Genomic DNA, 18,092 nt, shown 5'->3' on the forward strand with positions numbered 1-18,092 from the left:
GGCGCGTCAGCCGAGCTTGGCGAGCTGGGCGTCGGAGATCTGCGTCGGGAAGGGCGCCTCCTCGCCGGCGGCCAGCGCGGCGAGGTTGACCGCCGAGAAGGCGGCGACGGTGGAACCGGTGCGCGCGACGACGACGTTCACGGGGGCCTCGGACCCTGCGGCGGACATGGTCAGGGTGACCGTGAGTGCCTCGTCGGCACCCTTCGGCCCCTCGGCCTTGACGGCCTTCACGTACTCGCCGCTCTCGCCGTCGGTGGTGTAGGCGAAGCCCTCGGCACACTTCTCCACGGCGGCTTCGACGTCCTTGACGACCTGCTCGGCGCCGCCGTCCTCGTAGGAGGCGAGGCTGATCAGGACCTTGTCCACGTCGAAGCCCGCGGTCAGGGACTCCTCCAGGTCGGCACCCTCTGCGGGCTTCTCCGGCTCACCGGTCCAGGACCGCTTGACGGTGGCGGCGGGCGAGCCGACCGGGACACCGGCCTGGATGTGGGCGAGCGGCTGACAGGCCTCGTCCTTCACCTCGACCGCGTCGGCGGCGATGTCGTCCCCGGACGGCAGCTTGGTGACCACCTTGCCGTCCTTCACGTCCGCCTGCACCAGCGCGGCCTTCTCCAGCTCGGCCGCGGTCAGCGCCTTGGCCGCGGGCGCGGCGGAGGCGGAGGAGTCGGCCTTGCCCTCGTCGCCCTTGCCGCCACCGCTGCCGCTGTCGTCGGAGCCGCCGCAGGCGGTGACGAGCAGGGCGAGCGCGGCGGCGGAGGCGGCGAGAGCGGTACGGCGGACGGCGGTGGTTCTCACGGGGAACTCTTTCTTCGAAGGCGCGGCGGGACCCGCAACGCATTGCGCGCAATATAGACACAGCTCCCTCGTGAAATGATCATCGTGAGATCACCTGTGGGGCAACTGTGACTGCTACGTGATCTTGCCTCGCGCGCCCGCCGTCCGGCCCGGCCTGTTCCGCCCGGTCAGCCTGTTCCGCCCGGTCAGCCCGGTCAGCCCGGTCAGTCCTTCTCGACCGGTCAGCCCTTCTCACCCGGCTTGGACTGGCCCGGCTTGGAGAGACGGCGCACCCGGCGGCGGACGGCGGGGCCGATCCGGACCATGGCGCGCTTCTCGATGCCGCCGACCCGGCGCTCCAGGGCGGCGAGCCGCTTGTGGGTGGCGGCCAGTTCCTTGCGGGCCTCGGCAAGCTTCAGGCCGGTCTCCTTCGCCCGCTTCTCGGCGGCGGCCAGCCGGGTGCGCAGCTCCTTGTCCTCCTGGACGCGCTTGTCGATCCGGGTGTTGGCGACGGCGATCCGTTCCCGCAGCCGACTGACCCGGTAGCGCATGTGACCGTCGTCCGAGCCGTCCCAGACCGGCATCGAGGCCGGCAGGTCCAGGGCGGCGAGCCGGGCGTCGAAGGCCGCGCCGCCGTCGCCGTGGCTGTAGGTGTTCCGCAGGTCGTTCCGGTCCAGGAAGGAGACGATCCGCTCGAACCGTTCACCGTGATTCTTGATCATCGGCGAGTAGTCGGCATTCTCGTACAGGTCGCGCGGGTCGGTGTCCGGGGCGAGCGTGGCCAGCGGGACGTGCGGGATGTCGAAGTAACGGCACAGTTCGAGGGTCCGCGAGTCGTGGGTGAGCACGACGCTCGGGGTACCGGCCAGCAGTGCGGCGATGTTGCCGTGGATCCGGGTGCCGTAGGCGAAGTCGCGGCCGCGCAGCTCGTCGATCCAGGTCGCCGGGTCCAACGGCATCCGCACCTTGTTCTCGCGCAGCAGATCGTGGCTGAGCTGGAGCGGGAACGGGTCCTCGACCCCGGCCTCCGGCGTGATGTCACCCCAGAGCAGCAGTTCCGCGTCGACGAGGTTCTGCGCGTAGTAGAGCAGGTCGGGGTAGCGCTCCCACGCGTGACGGGCCAGTCCGGAGATGTCTCCCACGGGTATGGCGTCGGGGGAGAGGTTGAGGGCGAGACCCGAGGACCCGGTCAACTCCACTGCGCGAATGTCGGGGAAGGTGTCCCCGTACAGGAACATGGACGGGCAGCCGATGATGTCGACGCGGTCGGCGGGGAACCCCATGTCGGTGAGGTAGCGGGCGGTCAGCTCGCCGCGGACGCCGATCGACGCGGACCGGTCGAGGACGGCGGAGACGAAACGCCGCACCGACGCTTCGAGCGGTCCGAGCTCCTCGGTGTCGTAGTCGTCCCCGGTCTGGGCGCCCACGCCGAAGACGACCACGGGGATGGTGAGCTGCTCCACCAGGGTCGACAGCCGGTCCAGGGACGCGTGGAAGGTGTGGCGGAAGGCGTTCGCGAGCGGCACGACGAAGACGTCGTACTGCTCGTTGATCTCGGCCGCCCGCCGGGCCGACGGGTCGGTGCGGATGCCGTTGGAGACGACCTCGGTGTCCGGCGCGGACAGCATCTTGTGGGCGGAGTCGCTGAAGAGCAGATTGCCCGTGTTGGTCCCGATCAGATTCTGGTGGATGAACTCCGTCGGCGTGGCCACGCGGAGCGGGCTCTTCCCGGAACGGATCAGGATGCGCTTCACACGACACTCCCCGGCTGCGGCTGGCGGACACGACAGCGGCCCGAGCCGCTACGAAATGCTAAACGCCGTGCAACGAAAAGTCGGACACGGGGTGTGCACGTTCCGACAGCTTCCCTCATTCCCCCTCAGCTTCGTTCTCTTCCTGCCCGTCGCGTGACACAGCCCACGAACCATCCCGTTCAAAGTCCGTTAACAATGGACTGTGATCTCTCCGGTCTCCTCGACGTCCCGGAGCGCCCACCGGCAGCGGCCGGAGGCGACTCCCTACCTCGACCTCACCCGCGCGGAGTGGAGCGCGCTGCGCCACAAGACGCCGCTGCCGCTGTCCGCCGAGGAGGTGGAGCGGCTGCGCGGGCTCGGTGACGTCATCGACCTCGACGAGGTGCGGGACATCTACCTCCCGCTGTCCCGGCTGCTCAACCTCTACGTCGGCGCCACCGACGGGCTCCGCGGCGCGCTGAACACCTTCCTCGGCGAGCAGGGCTCCCAGTCCGGCACGCCCTTCGTCATAGGCGTCGCCGGTTCCGTCGCCGTCGGGAAGTCCACGGTCGCCCGGCTGCTCCAGGCCCTGCTGTCGCGCTGGCCCGAGCACCCGCGCGTCGAGCTGGTCACCACGGACGGCTTCCTGCTGCCCACCGCGGAGCTCCAGGCGCGCGGCCTGATGTCGAGGAAGGGGTTCCCCGAGTCGTACGACCGCCGCGCGCTCACCCGTTTCGTCGCCGACATCAAGGCCGGCAAGGACGAGGTGACGGCCCCGGTCTACTCCCACCTCATCTACGACATCGTCCCGGGCGAACGGCTCACCGTGCGCCGCCCGGACATCCTGATCGTCGAGGGGCTCAACGTCCTGCAGCCCGCGCTCCCCGGCAAGGACGGGCGCACCCGGGTCGGGCTCGCCGACTACTTCGACTTCAGCGTGTACGTGGACGCCCGCACCGAGGACATCGAACGCTGGTACCTCAACCGCTTCCGCACGCTGCGCGCGACCGCCTTCCAGAAACCCTCCTCGTACTTCCGCAAGTACACCCAGGTCTCGGAGGAGGAGGCCCTCGACTACGCCGGCACGATGTGGCGGACGATCAACCGGCCCAACCTGGTGGAGAACATCGCCCCCACCCGCGGCCGGGCCACCCTCGTCCTGCGCAAGGGCCCGGACCACACGGTCCAGCGCCTCAGCCTGCGCAAACTCTGACCGCCCGGCCCGGTCGCCCTCCAGGGTCCGTCCAGCCCTAGTCTTCCGGCATGCTGCACCTGCGCCTGATCACACCGGCCCACCAGACCGACGACGTGTGCCGGCTCGTCCGGGAGACCGTCGGGACCACCCATCTCGTCGTACTGCCGGGCGCCGCGCGCGATCCCGTCGGGGACGTCGTGATGTGCGACGTGGCCCGGGAGGCGGGCAACGACCTGCTGAGCGGGCTGCAGCGGCTGGGACTGGACACGTCCGGTTCCATCGCCATGGAGAACATCGAACTGTCGCTGTCCGAGCGGGCCGAGCGGGCCGAGGAGGAGGCGCCCGGCGAGGCCGCGGACGCGGTGTTGTGGGAGCACCTGGCCGAGGAGACCCACGAGGAGTCGACCCTCTCGGTCACGTACCTCTCGTTCATGACCCTGGCCACCATGATCGCGGCCTGCGGTGTCGTGCTCGACAACGCCATCCTGATCGTGGGGGCGATGGCGGTCGGCCCGGAGTTCGGCCCGCTGACGGGCGTCTCCACCGCGCTGGTACGGCGCCGGCCGCGGCTCGCGCTGCGCTCGGTGATCGCGCTGCTGGTGGGCTTCGCCGTGGCGATGGCCGTGACGGTCGGCTTCAGCCTCCTCATGGACGCGTTCGGACTGTTCACCGAGGCGCGGCTGGAGGGCGAGCGGCCGCAGACCGGGTTCGTCTACGCGCCCGACTGGTTCTCGTTCGTCGTGGCGGTACTGGCCGGAACGGCCGGCACCCTCTCGCTCACGTCCGCCAAGTCCGGCGCCCTGGTCGGCGTCGCCATCTCGGTGACGACGATCCCGGCCGCCGCGAACGCCGCCGTGGCCCTGAGCTACGGCGACGCCGGCCAGACCTGGGGCTCCACCCAGCAGCTCCTGCTCAACCTGCTGGGCATCACCCTGGCCGGCATCCTCACCCTGCTGACGCAGAAGCTGTTCTGGGACCGGCAGCGCAAGCGCACCCGCCGGCCGTCCGGTTCCGGTTCCGGTTCCGGCTCCTGAAAGCCGGGCTCGGGCTCGGGCTTCCACGATCACGGGCGGCCGGGTGACGGGGCGGCCTGCCGGCGCTGCCGGACAGCGGCCGCCCGCCCCGGTCAGCCCAGCGCCGACTTCACCACGTCCGCCAGGCGTTCCGCGACCGAGCGGGCCTGGTCGATGTCGGCGGCCTCCACCATCACGCGGACCAGCGGCTCGGTGCCCGAGGGGCGCAGCAGCACGCGGCCGGTCCCGCCCAGCTCGCGCTCGGCCTCCGTCACGGCCGCCGCGAGTTCCCCGGAGGTCTTCACCCGGGTCCTGTCCACGTCGGGCACGTTGATGAGCACCTGCGGCAGCCGCTCCATCACCGACGCCAGCTCGCGCAGCGAACGCCCCGTCTCGGCGACGCGCGCGGCGAGCAGCAGACCGGTGAGCGTGCCGTCGCCCGTCGTGGCGTGGTCGAGGACGATGACGTGACCGGACTGCTCACCGCCGAGGGCGTAGCCCTGCTGCTTCATCTGCTCCAGGACGTACCGGTCGCCGACCGCGGTCTGCACGAAGTGGATGCCCTCGCGCTCCATGGCGAGCTTGAACCCGAGGTTGGACATCACGGTCGCGACGACGGTGTCGGAGCGCAGTGCGGAACGCTCCCGCATCGCCAGCGCGAGCACGGCGAGGATCTGGTCCCCGTCCACCTCTTCACCCGTGTGGTCGACCGCCAGACAGCGGTCGGCGTCGCCGTCGTGCGCGATACCGAGGGCGGCCCCGTGCTCGACGACCGCGGCCTTCAGCTGCTCCAGGTGGGTCGAGCCGCAGCCGTCGTTGATGTTGAGCCCGTCCGGCTGGGCGCCGATGGTGACGACCTCGGCCCCGGCCCGCGCGAACGCCTCCGGCGAGACCCGAAAGGCGGCGCCGTGCGCCTCGTCGAGGACGATCCGCAGGCCGTCCAGCCGGTTCGGCAGAACGCCGACGAGGTGGGCGACGTACGTGTCGAGCCCTTCCTCGTAGTCCCGCACGCGGCCCACGCCGGCGCCGGTCGGGCGGCCCCAGGGGGCGCCGGTGCGGTGCTCCTCGTACACGGACTCGATCCGGCCCTCCAGCTCGTCGGCGAGTTTGTGGCCGCCGCGCGCGAAGAACTTGATGCCGTTGTCGGGCATGGCGTTGTGGCTCGCGGACAGCATCACGCCGAGGTCGGCGCCGAGCGCCCCGGTCAGGTGCGCCACGGCGGGCGTCGGCAGCACGCCGACCCGCAGCACGTCCACGCCGGCGCTGGCCAGCCCGGCGACCACCGCGGCCTCCAGGAACTCCCCGGACGCCCGCGGGTCACGCCCGACCACGGCGGTCGGCCGATGCCCCTCGAACGTGCCCGCCTCGGCCAGTACGTGCGCGGCGGCCACGGAGAGGCCCAGCGCCATCTCGGCCGTCAGGTCCACGTTGGCGACACCGCGCACGCCGTCCGTGCCGAAGAGTCGTCCCACTTGTCCTCCTGAGAAGCGTCAGTACCGATATCCGTATCGAAATGCCATATCGAATGCCGTACCGGAAGTCGTGTCGAGCGTGATGTCGCGAGGGCGGACCGAGGACCACGGCACGTGATGCCGGGCACCGGGTGCCGGGCATGACCCTTGGCCCCCTGGGCCACGGCCCACGGGTGCGTGTGAGGTGTCCGACGGTCGCGATGCGTGGGCGGCTCCCGCATCCCGAGGCAAGCGCTCCCCGGCCATCCGATCAGACTAGCCGTCGAGCACCTTGTGCCGTTATACGCCCGCAACAGTGAGAAAACGAACGCCCCGGCGGCACTGGGCGTGCCGCCGGGGCGTTCGGAGTACGTGCAGGGGCAGCTGCAATCAGCGCTTGCTGTACTGCGGGGCCTTGCGGGCCTTCTTCAGACCGGCCTTCTTGCGCTCGACCGCGCGGTCGTCGCGGCGGAGGAAGCCGGCCTTCTTGAGCGCGCCGCGGTTGTTGTCGACGTCCGCCTCGTTCAGCGCACGGGCGACACCGAGACGGAGCGCACCGGCCTGACCGGAGACACCGCCACCCGCGATGCGGGCGATGACGTCGTAACGGTCGTCGAGCTCGAGCACCTTGAAGGGCTCGTTGACTTCCTGCTGGTGCACCTTGTTCGGGAAGTAGTCCTCGAGGGTGCGACCGTTGATCTTCCACTTGCCGGTGCCCGGGACGATCCGGACACGGGCGATGGCGTTCTTGCGACGGCCCAGGCCGGCGGCCGGCTGCGGGTCGCCGAAGCGGGACGCCATGGACTCCGAGGTGTACTCGCCCTCGACGGGCACCTCGGACTCGGTGGTGTAGCTGTCGATGTCGATGTCGGTCTCTTCGAGCGGCTGCTCGGCAGTGGTCTCGGCCACGATGCTCCTCAGATTCTGTTCAGTCTTAGGGGGTGGCCGGAATTACTGCGCGACCTGGGTGATCTCGAACGGCACCGGCTGCTGCGCAGCGTGCGGGTGCTGGTCGCCCGAGTAGACCTTCAGCTTCGACAGCATCTGACGGCCCAGGGTGTTCTTGGGGAGCATGCCCTTGATGGCCTTCTCGATGGCCTTCTCGGGGTTCTTCGCCAGCAGCTCGTCGTAGCGGACGGAGCGCAGACCACCCGGGTAGCCCGAGTGGCGGTACGCCATCTTCTGGGTCCGCTTGTTACCGGAGAGGTGCACCTTGTCGGCGTTGACGATGATGACGAAGTCACCGGTGTCGACGTGAGGGGCGTAGATCGGCTTGTGCTTGCCGCGCAGGATGGAGGCCGCAGTGGAGGCCAGACGACCCAGGACGACGTCCTGAGCGTCGATGACGTGCCACTGGCGCGTCACATCGCCGGGCTTGGGGCTGTACGTACGCACGGTTCGTAGCCTTCGCTTCTTCAGTGAGTGGTCCTGACATGGCCACCGAAGACGATCACGACAGCCCTGACCGCACTGCGGTGACGCAAACCGCGTGCTGGTCGCTGGTCATCGGCCCGGCGGACCGGTGTAAGGGCCCCTCACGTGAGAATGAGCAAGCCAATACACATAACAAACATGCAGAATACCCACGCTCGGCCGGACGGGTCAAAACGAGTCCGCCGGGTGTGGGCTACACCAACTCTACAGGGCTCCGCCACCACCCGGCCCCCTCCCGTTCGCCGGCCCCGTCTCCCCGCCGCCCGTCGGCCCCGTCCCCCACCGTCCGCCGGCCCTCACCCTCCGGCGGGACCATTCCCACCCGTTCGCCGAGGCTCGCGCGCGCCACCCGTACCAACCACCCGGAGTTGTCTCTTTTGCCCGTCGGCGCGAGGGCGACGGCGGCAACGACGGGAGCCCCGGGCGGGGTTGGGGCGGACCGGCGCACCCCGCTCCCGTCTAAGATGCGCCCCATGAGTTATGGGCAGGGGGGACCTCCTTCGCAGTGGGATCCCTGGAAACCGCAGTCTCAGCAGCCCTGGAACAGCGGGGGCGGGAGCGGCAGCGGCCAGGCACCGGACTGGGCCGCGCTCGCCGACGCGTCCGAGACACGTCACAAGCGGCGGCGGCTGCTGTTCATCGGCGGCGGCGCGATCGCCACCGTCGCGATAGGCACCGCCGTGGCGGTGGCCGTCGTCTCGGCGAACGACAGCAACCAGGCCTCCGACCCGTCCTCCCGGCTGCCGGCGACCGCCGGCCTGCCGAGCGCCACCGGCACGGTCCCCTCGTTCGCCCCGACGAGCGCGCCGCCACCGCTGGACCCGAAGGACTTCATCTCCAGCGTGCAGAAGGACCGGGCGCCGCTGGGCCCCGACGTCCTCTTCCCGGGCACGCAGCTCACCATGGGCGACACGGTGTACAAGAAGGGCCCGACGGCCGACACCCGCAACTGCGCCTCGGCCGCCAAGGCCACGCTGCCCAAGGTCCTCACCGACAACGCGTGCAGCCGTCTGCTCCGGGTCACCTACACCAAGGACGACATCGCGGTGACGGTGGGCGTGGCCGTCTTCGACACCGAGGCCCAGGCGGTCAAGGCCAAGCAGCAGGCCGACGCCAAGAGCATCATCAAGTCCCTCGCGGGCGGCGGCGTCGAGGGGTTCTGCGACGGCGCGGTCTGCCGTTCGACCACCAACTCCTACGGCCGTTACGCCTACTTCACGCTGTCCGGCTTCACCTCCGCCAAGAACGTGACGGAGAAGGACAAGGCCGTCTTCTCCACCGGCAACGATCTCGCCGAGTTCACCTTCCGCCAGATCCGCCGCCGCGGCGAGGCCCAGGCCTCGGCCGCCGCGAACGAGTGACGACGGCCGGGCAAGCCCATTCGACGACGGCGGCGACTGCGAGCAGGGCCCGGGGCTGCTCCCCCGGGCCCTGCTCGGTTCCTCCGTGCCTCGTTCCCTCAGCGCCTCACAGCCGCTTCGCGCTGCGCAGCGTCTTCGCGTAGTAGCCGTTGCCGTCCAGCCGGGAGACGCCGCCGATGTCGCCGATGGTCGGGCCGTTGACCTCCTCGCGGCTGGAGACGAAGACCAGATGGCCCTCGGTGTCGTAGCCGAGCACCATGCCCACGTGGTCCAGCCGGTCCTTGGTCCGCGCGTCGAGCTTGAAGAAGACGAGGTCTCCGGGCTGCAGTTGGTCGATGTTGGCGGGCCGGTCCTCCGCAGCCACCCCGGCCAGCGGGAGCACATCGGCGCCCACCTTGGAACGGGCCATACCGTTGGCGGTGCGAGGCAGCCCGTCGCCGGAGGAGTCGTCCGAGGACATCAGCGGGTAGCGGGCACGGTAGCCGAGCACCATGCGGATGAAGCCGGAGCAGTCCAGGGCCCTGGCCCGCATGGTCTCCGGCGCCCCGACGACACCATCCCGGAACGGGTACTGGACACCGAGGAAGTCGTAGAAGTCGGACTGTTCCAGGCGCAGGTCGTCGCCTTCCGCGCCGCTGGTGTTCAGCGGGCCGAAATCGGCGTCACCGGCGTAGAGCGTGCCCTGCTCGTCCTTCTTGTCCGGGGCGCCGGCCACGTACTGGAAGGCGAACGCGAAGAGGTCGTCCTCCTCGCTGTCCTTGTTCTCGGCGTACCAGTCCTTGAACCACTGCTCCTTCTCCGCGCCCTTCTTCCACTCCTCGGGCATGAGCCGGACCCAGTCCCGGGTGGACACCTTGGAGGTGGTCGCCGCCGGCTCCTGGAAGGTGCGGGCCTTTCCGGTCAGCGTCGCGGTGCGCGACCCGTCGGTGAGGACCGCCGCGATCTGTCCGTCGCCGCCGCGCAGCACCGAGCGCGCCGGGTTCTCCAGCCGGGACCACGTCGCCTTGCTGTCGTCCGCCCCGCCCCCGGACCCGCCGGTGCCGTCCAGGACACCGACGTTGCGGACCTCGGTGGCCCCGGGCGCCTCCTGCTTGCGCAGCTCCACGGTGAGGTAGCCGGAGGCCGCGACGAGCGTGAGCACCACCAGCCCGGGGACGATGTGGCGCGTCTTCTTCTTCCCTTTCCCTGCCATCGGAATGCTCCTCGGTTGTTGTCAGACAGTGGGCATGACGCCGAGCAGCAGGCCGGCGGCGATGACGATGTAGGCCATGAGCGACACGGTGCCTGTGGCCAGCAGGGTGGGCCCCTTGGGTTGACGCACCATCTGGTAGGCGATCAGGCCGGGCACGATGAACCCGAGGGTCTGGTTGCCATACAGCAGCGGGAACTCGAGCGAGAGCACGATCATCACGGTGCCCTGGAGCAGCACGCCCAGCAGCACGACCGCGGCGAAAAGCCGCTTGCCGTACAGAATCACCAGTCGCTGCATCACCTTGGTGCCCGCGTAGGTCAGGGCCGTCACGCCCACCACCATCGCCGCGCGCTGCAGGTCCTCGATGAGGGTGAGCGCCAGCCAGCCCGGGGTGATCATGCCGCCGGGCGACAGGTTGGTGGTGAGGTAGCACAGCAGTGAGAAGAACAGACCTATCGCGATGCCCAGAGCGGCCATCTCGGGGGTCAGTGCGGCGGTGATCAACGGGGTCTCCGGGCAGGTGTGCGGAAAGAAGAAGGGCGGTCGGCCCTCGAGGGCTCAGCGACGCGGAGGCGGTCCGCCGCCGTCCTCGTCGGTCGGGTACCAGGGCCCGCCGTCGGGCTCGTCGTGGTACGGCGGGCGCTGCTGCTCGGGCCCGTGCTCCTGGTACTGCCCGTGCTGCGGAGCGCGCTGCGCCTGCTGTGGCGGGTGCGGTGCGCTCCGCTGCTCGTACTGCTCGGACTCCGCGTACCGGTCGCGCTGCTCATACCGCTCGTGCTGCGCGTGCTGCTGGTACTGGCCTCGCTGCTCGTACTGGTCCTGTTGTGCGTAGGGGGCGTGCCGGTCCCGTTGCCCCTGCTGCTGGAGTGCCGCCTGCTGGGCGAGGAGGTGGCGGCGGATGACGGGGATCTCCTGGGTCTGGGAGGCCTGGTAGCGCTCCTCGTACGCCGTCGGGTAGGCGGCGAACGGGTCCAGGCGGGGCGCCTGCTGCGCCGGAACTGCGGCGGCCGGGCCCTGAGCCGCCCGCTCCGGGCCGGTCTGCTGCCCCGGGCCGGCCGGCTGGTCCGCGTCGGGCGTCTCGTCCGCGGGGAGCTCGGCCAGGTACTCCAGCAGTTCCTCTCCCTGGCCGTGGATGTTGCCGATGGCGACGAGCGAGGAGCCGTCGGACATGCGGCCGAGCAGTTCCGTCATGAACTCGTGTGCGTCCCGGCGTTCACCGCCCAGGTCCACCGCGCGGTCCCGCCACTCGGCGGGGATGGCGTCGATGGCGCTCTTGGCGGGGTGCCCGATGACGAAGACGTTGTCCGGCTGGAGGTCGGGGATGATCTCGCCCATCTGCCCGTTGCGCTCCACTCGGTCCGGGCGGCAGTTGATCACGACGTTCAGCGGGCGGCGGATGGCGCCGAGGTCGAGCAGCTGGTTGATGTTCATCAGCGTCGACTCGGGGTCGTTGGCCGCGAAGACGTTGGCGAAGGACAGCCGCTTGCCCTCCTCGGTCACGTACTTCTCCACGGAGAGCACACCCGGGTCCGGCGGGGCGTCGTACATGCCCTGCAGGGCGACCTCGCGTTCCACGCCGAGCAGTTCGGCCACGACCAGGGCAATCGCGACGTTCTCCTTGAACGTGAACCAGCTGAAGCCCCGCAGCTCCTCGTCGGTGACCATCTCGGGGTCCGCGTAGATCAGCTTGCAGTTCCGGGCGTCGGCCTCCTCCTGAAGGATGTCGAAACGATCCTTCTCTGCGGTGACGCAGATGCCGTCCTGGGGCATCGAGCGGCACAGCGAACGGGCCACGTCGTCGAGCGTGGGACCCATCTCGGCGAGGTGGTCCTCACGGACGTTGCACAGCACACCGATCGTCGAGCGGATCAGCTTGCTCTGGTTGACCTCCTGCAGGGCCGGCATGACTGCCATGCACTCGATGACGAGCGCGTCGGGCCGGTACGCGGCGGCCCGGCGGACGATGCCGATCTGCTCCACCACGTTGGCGATGCCGAACTTGCGGTAGACCGGCTCCTCGGTCGCGTCCGGGTGGATGAACCGGGCGGCCGTACCGGTCGTCTTGGCGACGGTGGTCAGGGCACCGCCGCGCAGGGCACCGGCGCACAGCCGGGTGATGGAGGACTTGCCACGGATGCCGTTGACGAGCACCCGGGACGGTATCGAGTGCAGGGCGGCGTAGTGCCGGCGCTGCTCGATGACACCCGCCGCGAAGAGAAGCAGGCAGCAGATCAGCAGTGCGAAGTAGAGGTAGAGCACGGCGGGTCACCTTCCTCCGGCGCCGAGCCGGGATTCACCGGGTCGGGGGTCGGCGGGTCGGGGGTCGGCGGGTCGGCGGGGCTGCTGCTGCCGGCGGGCCTGGAGCTGCTGGCGGATCAGTTCGAGGCTGCGGACGACCGCTCCCACCTCGTCGTGGTACGTGGGGTAGAGCACCGCCTTGAGCTCGCCGTCGGCCAGCTTCTCGGCGCTGGTGGCGAGGGCGCGCAGCGGCCGGGCGACCACCAGGTACACCCAGCCCAGGCAGACCACGATCGCGGCGAGCCCGAGCAGGCCCGCGAGCACGCTGCGGTCCTCCCGCTCGTACGCGGTGATCTGGAAGCGGTCGGCGTTCTGCCAGCTGACCACGGTCCAGCCGATGTCGGCGGCGACACCGCCGCCGCTGAAGGGAGCCGCGGCCGCGACGGTGATATTGCCGCCGTCGCGGATGAGGAGCCCGTTCTCGACGGGTCCGGCGCCGACCTGCACACTGCCCGCCCGGACCAGGTCGGTCAGGACCTCGCGGGGCAGCTCCTCGAAGGCGAGGAAGCCGTCGCTGGCGGCGAGGGTCCGGCCCTTCGCGTCCGCCACCCGGACCTCACCGAGGCCGGGACGCTTCAGCAGTGAGTTGAGGAACTCGATCCGCACCTCGCCGACGAGCGTGCCGCCCTCCTCCGGCAGCGGCGCGCCGGCCTGGAGCACCGGCTTTTTGCCGTTTTCCCCGGACACCCTGACCAGTGGCAGATCCTTCTCGTCACTCCAGTCGTGCGGGTCGCTCCCGGCGCGGACGAGAACCTCGCCGCCCGCGTCGACGACGTACAGCGCCGCGTACCGGGTGTGCTGGCTCAGGGCGTCCTCGAGCACGTTCTCGGTGGCGTCCCGGTCGGCCACGTCGACGAGACGGGAGGTGGAGACCAGGTCGGCCTGGGCCTCGTTCAGTGCCCGGCGGACGCGGTCGGACACCAGGTCGGTGCGGTCGCGCTGGTCGTTGACCATGGTGGCGGGCACGCTGACCGAGTCGTCGGTGCGGTTCAGGAGCAGACCGACCGGCACGCACCACAGGAGCAGCAGTACGGCGGTCACCGCGAGCTGCGCCCGGATGCCGAACCGGGCCCTGCCGCCGCGCTTGGTGCCCTTTCCGCCGTCGGAGTCACCCGGACCGTCCGAGTCGCCGAGCTGTCCCCGCAGCCGCTCCAGGGCCGAGCCGATGCGCGCGGCCTCGCCGCCTCGGAAGGTACCGACGGGACGGGTCAGGTCACCGCGGGCGAGTCGGCGGGACTCCAGGAACAGCCGCAGCAGGGGCCGCTGTACCCGGGCCCACAGCACCGCCGCGGCCAGCAGGCCGAGCACCACCAGGGCACCGGCCGCGATCAGTCCGTAGAGCTCGCGGCCCGTGGCACCGCTCTGCTCGGCGACCACGGGCAGCATGGCCACGACCGTGAGTCCGAGGCCCGCCGCGACGCTGTCCTTCTCCTCGGGGTCGGAGGAGGCCAGGGAGGCGTAGCCGCCGGTGGTGACACGACCGTTGTAGTCGTCCCCCACCAGGGTCCCGCTGATGCCGGAATAGCCGCGGGAGCCGGGCTCCTTGGCGGTGACGGGGTGTCCTTCGGTCCGCTCGGCCGACTGCGCGGACAGGTCGGACATCTGCTTCTGGAGGAAGTCGAGTTCCTCCCGCTGCTTGTCGGAGTTGAGTGCTTCCGACTGCTCGAATCCGGCCGTCGCGAGCACCTCGCCGTCCTTGGCCACGACCGCCATGGTGCGGAACGGGCCGAGCGTGATGGGCGGTACGGACAGGCTGTTGGAGGCGATCAGGAGCTGCTGCGGGCGGTCCTTCCAGTCGAGGACCACCATCGTCATCAGCCGGACGTCGCCGGTCTCCAGCCGCACCATGCGCGGGACCAAGGCGTTCTTTCCGGTGAGAACGTCCTTGTCCAGCCAGGCGAGAGGGATGCGTTCGCCACGTGCGGCGAGCACGTCCCCGCTCTCCAGGTCCACCACGGTGGTGCCGGTCCACTTCTGGTACGTCCTGCCGAGGTCGGAGAGGACGTCCTCCGGCTCGGCCGGCTTCCCGGCGTTCAGCGCGCCCGCGGTGCGCCGCAGGTCCGTGACCCGCTCGTCGATGGAGGCACGCAGTGCGATCGCCCCGTCCTCCGCATAGTGCTGCTGGGAGGAGAGCACGGCCTTCGGAACGACGCGGTCGCTGCCGGGACCGAGCACCTGGGTGGTCAGCCCGGCCAGGGCGAGGATCAGTACGCACAGCACCGCGATCGGCGGGCGGATGCCCCCGAGCAGCGGCATGTCCGCCCGTCTGCGGTTGCGTCGCCGCTTCTGTGCCGAGGGCGGCGCGACATGGCTCGATGTCACCGGTGGTCTTCCTTGGTCTTTGCGCGAGGGCCGGGCGTACGCCGGCGCACCGCTACCGCAGCCATGCGACGTCGTCACTCAATAGACTGATAAACGCCGACAAGGTTGCATCCCCGGCGCGAACTACGGGTGTGGGGCCGGTCACTTCTCCAGCGAGAGCTGCTCGAGGCCGTCGCCGCCGGGGGCACCCCGGTTGTAGAGGAAGCCCCGGGTCCGGTCGATCGCCAGCCGGTAGCGGGCGAGCCGCTCCTCGGACAGGTCGCCCGGCTCGTCGAGCATCATCCGGGCGTCCACCAGCCGAAGGTCCTGCACCGCACCATCGGGAGCCTTCTCACCGGGCTCCACCTCCGGCGGAATGTCCACCAGGGTGGTGCGGTAGCGAGCGGAGACGTCCCAGCCCTCGGTCGTCTCCTCGAACTCGAACCAGCCGATGGCCCCCTCCTCGGTCAGCCCCGTCGGCGAGGAGTGCCGGGCCACATGGTTGCCGAGGCTGTAGGCGACCCAGGTGCCGTTCACCTTCTGAATCGGCTGGACGACGTGAGCATGGTGTCCGATCACGAGGTCGATCCCGGTATCCTCGCCGATGCGTTCCGCCAGCCTCAGTTGCGCGACACCCGGCTCGTTGTAGTGCTCGGCGCCCCAGTGGATCGAGAGCAGCACCACTTCGGCGCCCTGTTCACGGGCTCGGGTCTCGGCCTTCTCGATCTCCGCCAGGTCGGTCTTCTTGAATGCCCAGCGCTGCTTCTCGGGCACCGGGTGGACGAACGACTCCCATGAGTAGGAGAGGTGCGCGACCTTGACGCCCTTGACGTCACGGATGTTGATCCGCGCCGCCTCCTTCTCGGACCGTGCGGATCCGGTGTGCCCGAGGCCGACGTCGTCCATGACGTCCAGCGTGCGCCGCACGCCGTCCATCCCATGGTCGAACGTGTGGTTGGAGGCGGTCGAGCAGGTGTCGTAACCCACATCCTTCAGGGACGAGAGGACCTGCGGCGGGACCAGGAACTCCGGGTATCCCGAGAAGGGACCCTCGGGCTTGCCCACGGGGGTCTCCATGTGACAGATCGCCAGGTCCGCCTTGCTGATGACAGGCTTCACCCCGGCGAGCGTCGGCCCGAAGTCCAGCCCCTTCTCTCCCTCACCGGTCGCCTTCGCATCCTTGGCCGCCTGTTCGACCAGCTCGGGGTGGATGAGCACGTCACCCGCAGCCGCGACGGTGAAGGAACGTCCTCCCGGCTTGGCCTGCGGCTCCACGGAACCGTCAGCCGTACCGCACGAGACCAGGAGACCGGTCAGCGCGACCAGGGTGGCCGCCACCCGGACCTTAGGGAGAGACTTACACAGTGTCACTTGGTCATATTTACATGGTCCGTACATCCCCCACGCCAATTACCATTACAAGACAGTCACGTTTCGTTCCGATTATCGCCCTGGTGCTCCTTATTCTTACAATGACGGGTTGCCAAACAAACTCCGGAGAGAAATCGGAGGAAACCGTTCCGCCAGCAAGGGAGTTGGTGGACCTCCGCAGCCGTGTCCTCACCTACACGGAGACCTTCGAGCGCGACGGTTCCTACATTCCCCCCGACGCCGGCCAGCGCGACCGGCTCGCCCGTGGCATCGGACGGCTCCTCGATCACGACGCGCACAAGGCCGACGAACTCCTCGCCCCCATCGGCCTGCGTGTCACCCGGCTCACCGACACCTCGACCGGCCGGCGCTACGACGAGGTCGCGGCCTCGGGCAAGGGCGCGAGCGCGCACTGGGGGCGGCTGTATCTGAACGCCGACTCCGCCGTCCGCTGGAACGCGCAGGTGCCGCACCCCGTCGCCGACCGGGAGACCGAGGCGCTCGGCGTACGGCTCCTGGAGGACAACCCGGGCGGTGCGCTCGTCCTGGCCGGCGCCCACCGCCGGGCGGGCGACGGCGAGGGCGACGACGGCAGCGCCGTCGCCGATGTGGCCCACCGCGAGGACAGCGCCTTCCACACGATCGTCGTGGAGTTGCAGAAGCGCGGGGTACCCGGCATCCAGCTGCACGGCTTCGCCGAGTCCTCCGTGAAGCGCTACGACGCGATCCTCTCCAGTGGCGCCGCGCAGAGCGCGCCCGGCGAGGCATCCACCCTGGCCGACCACCTGGAGACGGACAGGCTGCGGGTCTGCCGTGGCTGGTCGGCCCGCTGCCCCCTGGAGGGCACCACCAACGTCCAGGGCAAGGCCGCGCAGCAGCACCACGCGACCTTCCTGCACCTGGAACTCGCCCCGGACGGCCGCGGCGAGGGACCCGACTCCCAGGAGGTCGTGGACGCCCTGTCGGAACTGCTCACGACCTGGGCGGAGGAAGGAGCCGGGAACTGAGCGGAAAGTCGGGCGGAGAGCCGGGCCCGGCCCGGGGTCAGCAGCACCGGGCCGGTGGGGCCGGCAGTGAGCGCCTGTTGCGGGCCTCCTTGGAACGGGCGGCCAGGAGGTCGTCGGACGGATAGCCGACCTCCTCCAGGGTCAGCCCGTGCGGGCGCACGACGTGCACCGCGGAGTCCCGTACGCCCGCCGCCAGGACCTTGCCCGGCCAGTCGGGCGCGCGGTGGCCGTCGCCGACGAACAGCAGCGCCCCGATCAGCGAGCGCACCATGTTGTGGCAGAAGGCGTCGGCCCGGACCGTCGCCGTGATCACCCCGTCCGTGCCGCGCACCAGGCTCAGCTCCTGGAGCGTACGGATCGTCGTCGCGCCCTCCCGCCGCTTGCAGTACGCGGCGAAGTCGTGTTCCCCCAGAAGTCCCCCCGCCGCCTCGTTCATGGCGTCGACGTCGAGGGGCCAGTCGTGCCAGAGCACATGGCCCCGCAGCAACGGATCCACACCGCCGGGGTGGTCGGTGACGCGGTACGCGTAGCGTCTCCAGATCGCGGAGAAACGGGCGTTGAACCCCGCGGGGGCCTCGGCGAGGGACCAGATGCGCACATCGCGCGCCAGCCGTCCGGCGAGCCGCTTGAGCAGCTTCTCCCTGTGCCGCTCCCACAGCTCGGCCGGGAGGTCGACATGGGCCACCTGGCCGCGGGCGTGCACCCCGGCATCGGTCCGTCCGGCCACGGTCAGTTCGTACGTCGTCTCCCCGGACCGGGTGACGGTCCGCAGGGCGTCCTCGATCTCCCCCTGCACGGTCCGCCGGCCCCCGGCCTGCTTGGCCCAGCCGGAGAACCCGGCCCCGTCGTAGGAGAGATCGAGACGGATACGGACGTGTCCGGGCTGCACTTCGTCACTCACGTACAGATCCTCTCAGGCGTACAGCATCGGGCAGCAGGCATACGAAAAGCGGGCCCGCCCT

General features: G+C 70.2%; 15 protein-coding genes. 4 read left to right on the forward strand and 11 right to left on the reverse strand.

Annotated elements, in window-relative coordinates; genetic code table 11:
* Window positions 1-6 precede the first annotated feature (6 nt).
* Window positions 7-795: a hypothetical protein gene (locus ACFWVE_RS22130; RefSeq protein ID WP_384016507.1), complete on the reverse strand. Its 789-nt coding sequence runs from the start codon at window positions 793-795 to the stop codon at window positions 7-9.
* 221 nt (window positions 796-1,016) lie between these two features.
* The gene (locus ACFWVE_RS22135) at window positions 1,017-2,528 is read right to left on the reverse strand and encodes a polysaccharide pyruvyl transferase family protein (protein ID WP_384016511.1); all 1,512 of its coding nucleotides are present in this window, start codon (window positions 2,526-2,528) and stop codon (window positions 1,017-1,019) included.
* Window positions 2,529-2,730: 202 nt separating this feature from the next.
* On the opposite strand from ACFWVE_RS22135, the gene coaA reads away from it, so the two are divergent.
* Together coaA and ACFWVE_RS22145 are read left to right on the forward strand one after the other, a co-directional pair.
* The gene (coaA, locus tag ACFWVE_RS22140; RefSeq protein WP_384016514.1) at window positions 2,731-3,720 is read left to right on the forward strand and encodes a type I pantothenate kinase; all 990 of its coding nucleotides are present in this window, start codon (window positions 2,731-2,733) and stop codon (window positions 3,718-3,720) included.
* A 50-nt stretch (window positions 3,721-3,770) separates the two neighbouring features.
* Window positions 3,771-4,736: a DUF389 domain-containing protein gene (locus ACFWVE_RS22145; RefSeq protein WP_384016518.1), complete on the forward strand. Its 966-nt coding sequence runs from the start codon at window positions 3,771-3,773 to the stop codon at window positions 4,734-4,736.
* 92 nt (window positions 4,737-4,828) lie between these two features.
* On the opposite strand, the gene glmM is transcribed toward ACFWVE_RS22145, so the two are convergent.
* The 3 genes from glmM to rplM all read right to left on the reverse strand — a co-directional run bounded on the left by glmM (window position 4,829) and on the right by rplM (window position 7,561).
* Window positions 4,829-6,187 carry a phosphoglucosamine mutase gene (glmM, locus tag ACFWVE_RS22150; protein ID WP_384016521.1) on the reverse strand — a complete coding sequence of 453 codons (1,359 nt, stop codon included), beginning with the start codon at window positions 6,185-6,187 and terminating at the stop codon, window positions 4,829-4,831.
* A 369-nt stretch (window positions 6,188-6,556) separates the two neighbouring features.
* Complete coding sequence (gene rpsI / locus ACFWVE_RS22155; protein ID WP_384016524.1) at window positions 6,557-7,075, reverse strand: 30S ribosomal protein S9; 519 nt, start codon at window positions 7,073-7,075, stop codon at window positions 6,557-6,559.
* Between the two features lie 42 nt (window positions 7,076-7,117).
* Window positions 7,118-7,561, reverse strand: a complete 444-nt coding sequence (gene rplM, locus ACFWVE_RS22160) for a 50S ribosomal protein L13 (RefSeq protein WP_384016526.1) — start codon at window positions 7,559-7,561, stop codon at window positions 7,118-7,120.
* A gap of 512 nt (window positions 7,562-8,073) precedes the next feature.
* On the opposite strand from rplM, the gene ACFWVE_RS22165 reads away from it, so the two are divergent.
* On the forward strand, window positions 8,074-8,961 hold the full coding sequence (locus ACFWVE_RS22165; RefSeq protein WP_384016529.1) for a hypothetical protein: 888 nt from the start codon (window positions 8,074-8,076) through the stop codon (window positions 8,959-8,961).
* Between the two features lie 106 nt (window positions 8,962-9,067).
* Here ACFWVE_RS22165 and ACFWVE_RS22170 read toward each other — a convergent pair whose 3' ends face one another.
* From ACFWVE_RS22170 to ACFWVE_RS22190, 5 genes are all read right to left on the reverse strand, one after another.
* A complete protein-coding gene (locus tag ACFWVE_RS22170) occupies window positions 9,068-10,153 on the reverse strand; it encodes an NlpC/P60 family protein (RefSeq protein WP_384016532.1) in 1,086 nt (361 codons plus the stop codon).
* 21 nt (window positions 10,154-10,174) lie between these two features.
* Window positions 10,175-10,657: a poly-gamma-glutamate biosynthesis protein PgsC/CapC gene (locus ACFWVE_RS22175; RefSeq protein ID WP_055592185.1), complete on the reverse strand. Its 483-nt coding sequence runs from the start codon at window positions 10,655-10,657 to the stop codon at window positions 10,175-10,177.
* Window positions 10,658-10,711: 54 nt separating this feature from the next.
* Complete coding sequence (gene pgsB / locus ACFWVE_RS22180; RefSeq protein ID WP_384016536.1) at window positions 10,712-12,412, reverse strand: poly-gamma-glutamate synthase PgsB; 1,701 nt, start codon at window positions 12,410-12,412, stop codon at window positions 10,712-10,714.
* A gap of 6 nt (window positions 12,413-12,418) precedes the next feature.
* Window positions 12,419-14,707: a HAMP domain-containing protein gene (locus ACFWVE_RS22185; protein ID WP_384016587.1), complete on the reverse strand. Its 2,289-nt coding sequence runs from the start codon at window positions 14,705-14,707 to the stop codon at window positions 12,419-12,421.
* Window positions 14,708-14,914: 207 nt separating this feature from the next.
* On the reverse strand, window positions 14,915-16,123 hold the full coding sequence (locus tag ACFWVE_RS22190) for a CapA family protein (protein WP_384016539.1): 1,209 nt from the start codon (window positions 16,121-16,123) through the stop codon (window positions 14,915-14,917).
* Window positions 16,124-16,290: 167 nt separating this feature from the next.
* Between ACFWVE_RS22190 and ACFWVE_RS22195 the strand changes: the two genes are divergently transcribed.
* Window positions 16,291-17,130 (forward strand): hypothetical protein, encoded by an 840-nt coding sequence (locus ACFWVE_RS22195; protein ID WP_384016542.1) that lies wholly within the window; start codon window positions 16,291-16,293, stop codon window positions 17,128-17,130.
* Window positions 17,131-17,167: 37 nt separating this feature from the next.
* Here ACFWVE_RS22195 and truA read toward each other — a convergent pair whose 3' ends face one another.
* Complete coding sequence (gene truA, locus ACFWVE_RS22200) at window positions 17,168-18,031, reverse strand: tRNA pseudouridine(38-40) synthase TruA (RefSeq protein WP_384016545.1); 864 nt, start codon at window positions 18,029-18,031, stop codon at window positions 17,168-17,170.
* Between the last annotated feature and the right edge of the window lie 61 nt (window positions 18,032-18,092).

The organism is Streptomyces sp. NPDC058632, from assembly GCF_042717095.1.
GTDB lineage: Bacteria > Actinomycetota > Actinomycetes > Streptomycetales > Streptomycetaceae > Streptomyces.

Coding starts and splice junctions, on each gene's coding strand:
- ACFWVE_RS22145 (WP_384016518.1), top strand. CDS start 3,771: ATGCTGCACCTGCGCCTGATCACACCGGCCCACCAGACCGACGACGTG.
- ACFWVE_RS22165 (WP_384016529.1), top strand. CDS start 8,074: ATGAGTTATGGGCAGGGGGGACCTCCTTCGCAGTGGGATCCCTGGAAA.
- ACFWVE_RS22170 (WP_384016532.1), bottom strand. CDS start 10,153: ATGGCAGGGAAAGGGAAGAAGAAGACGCGCCACATCGTCCCCGGGCTG.
- ACFWVE_RS22185 (WP_384016587.1), bottom strand. CDS start 14,707: ATGCCGCTGCTCGGGGGCATCCGCCCGCCGATCGCGGTGCTGTGCGTA.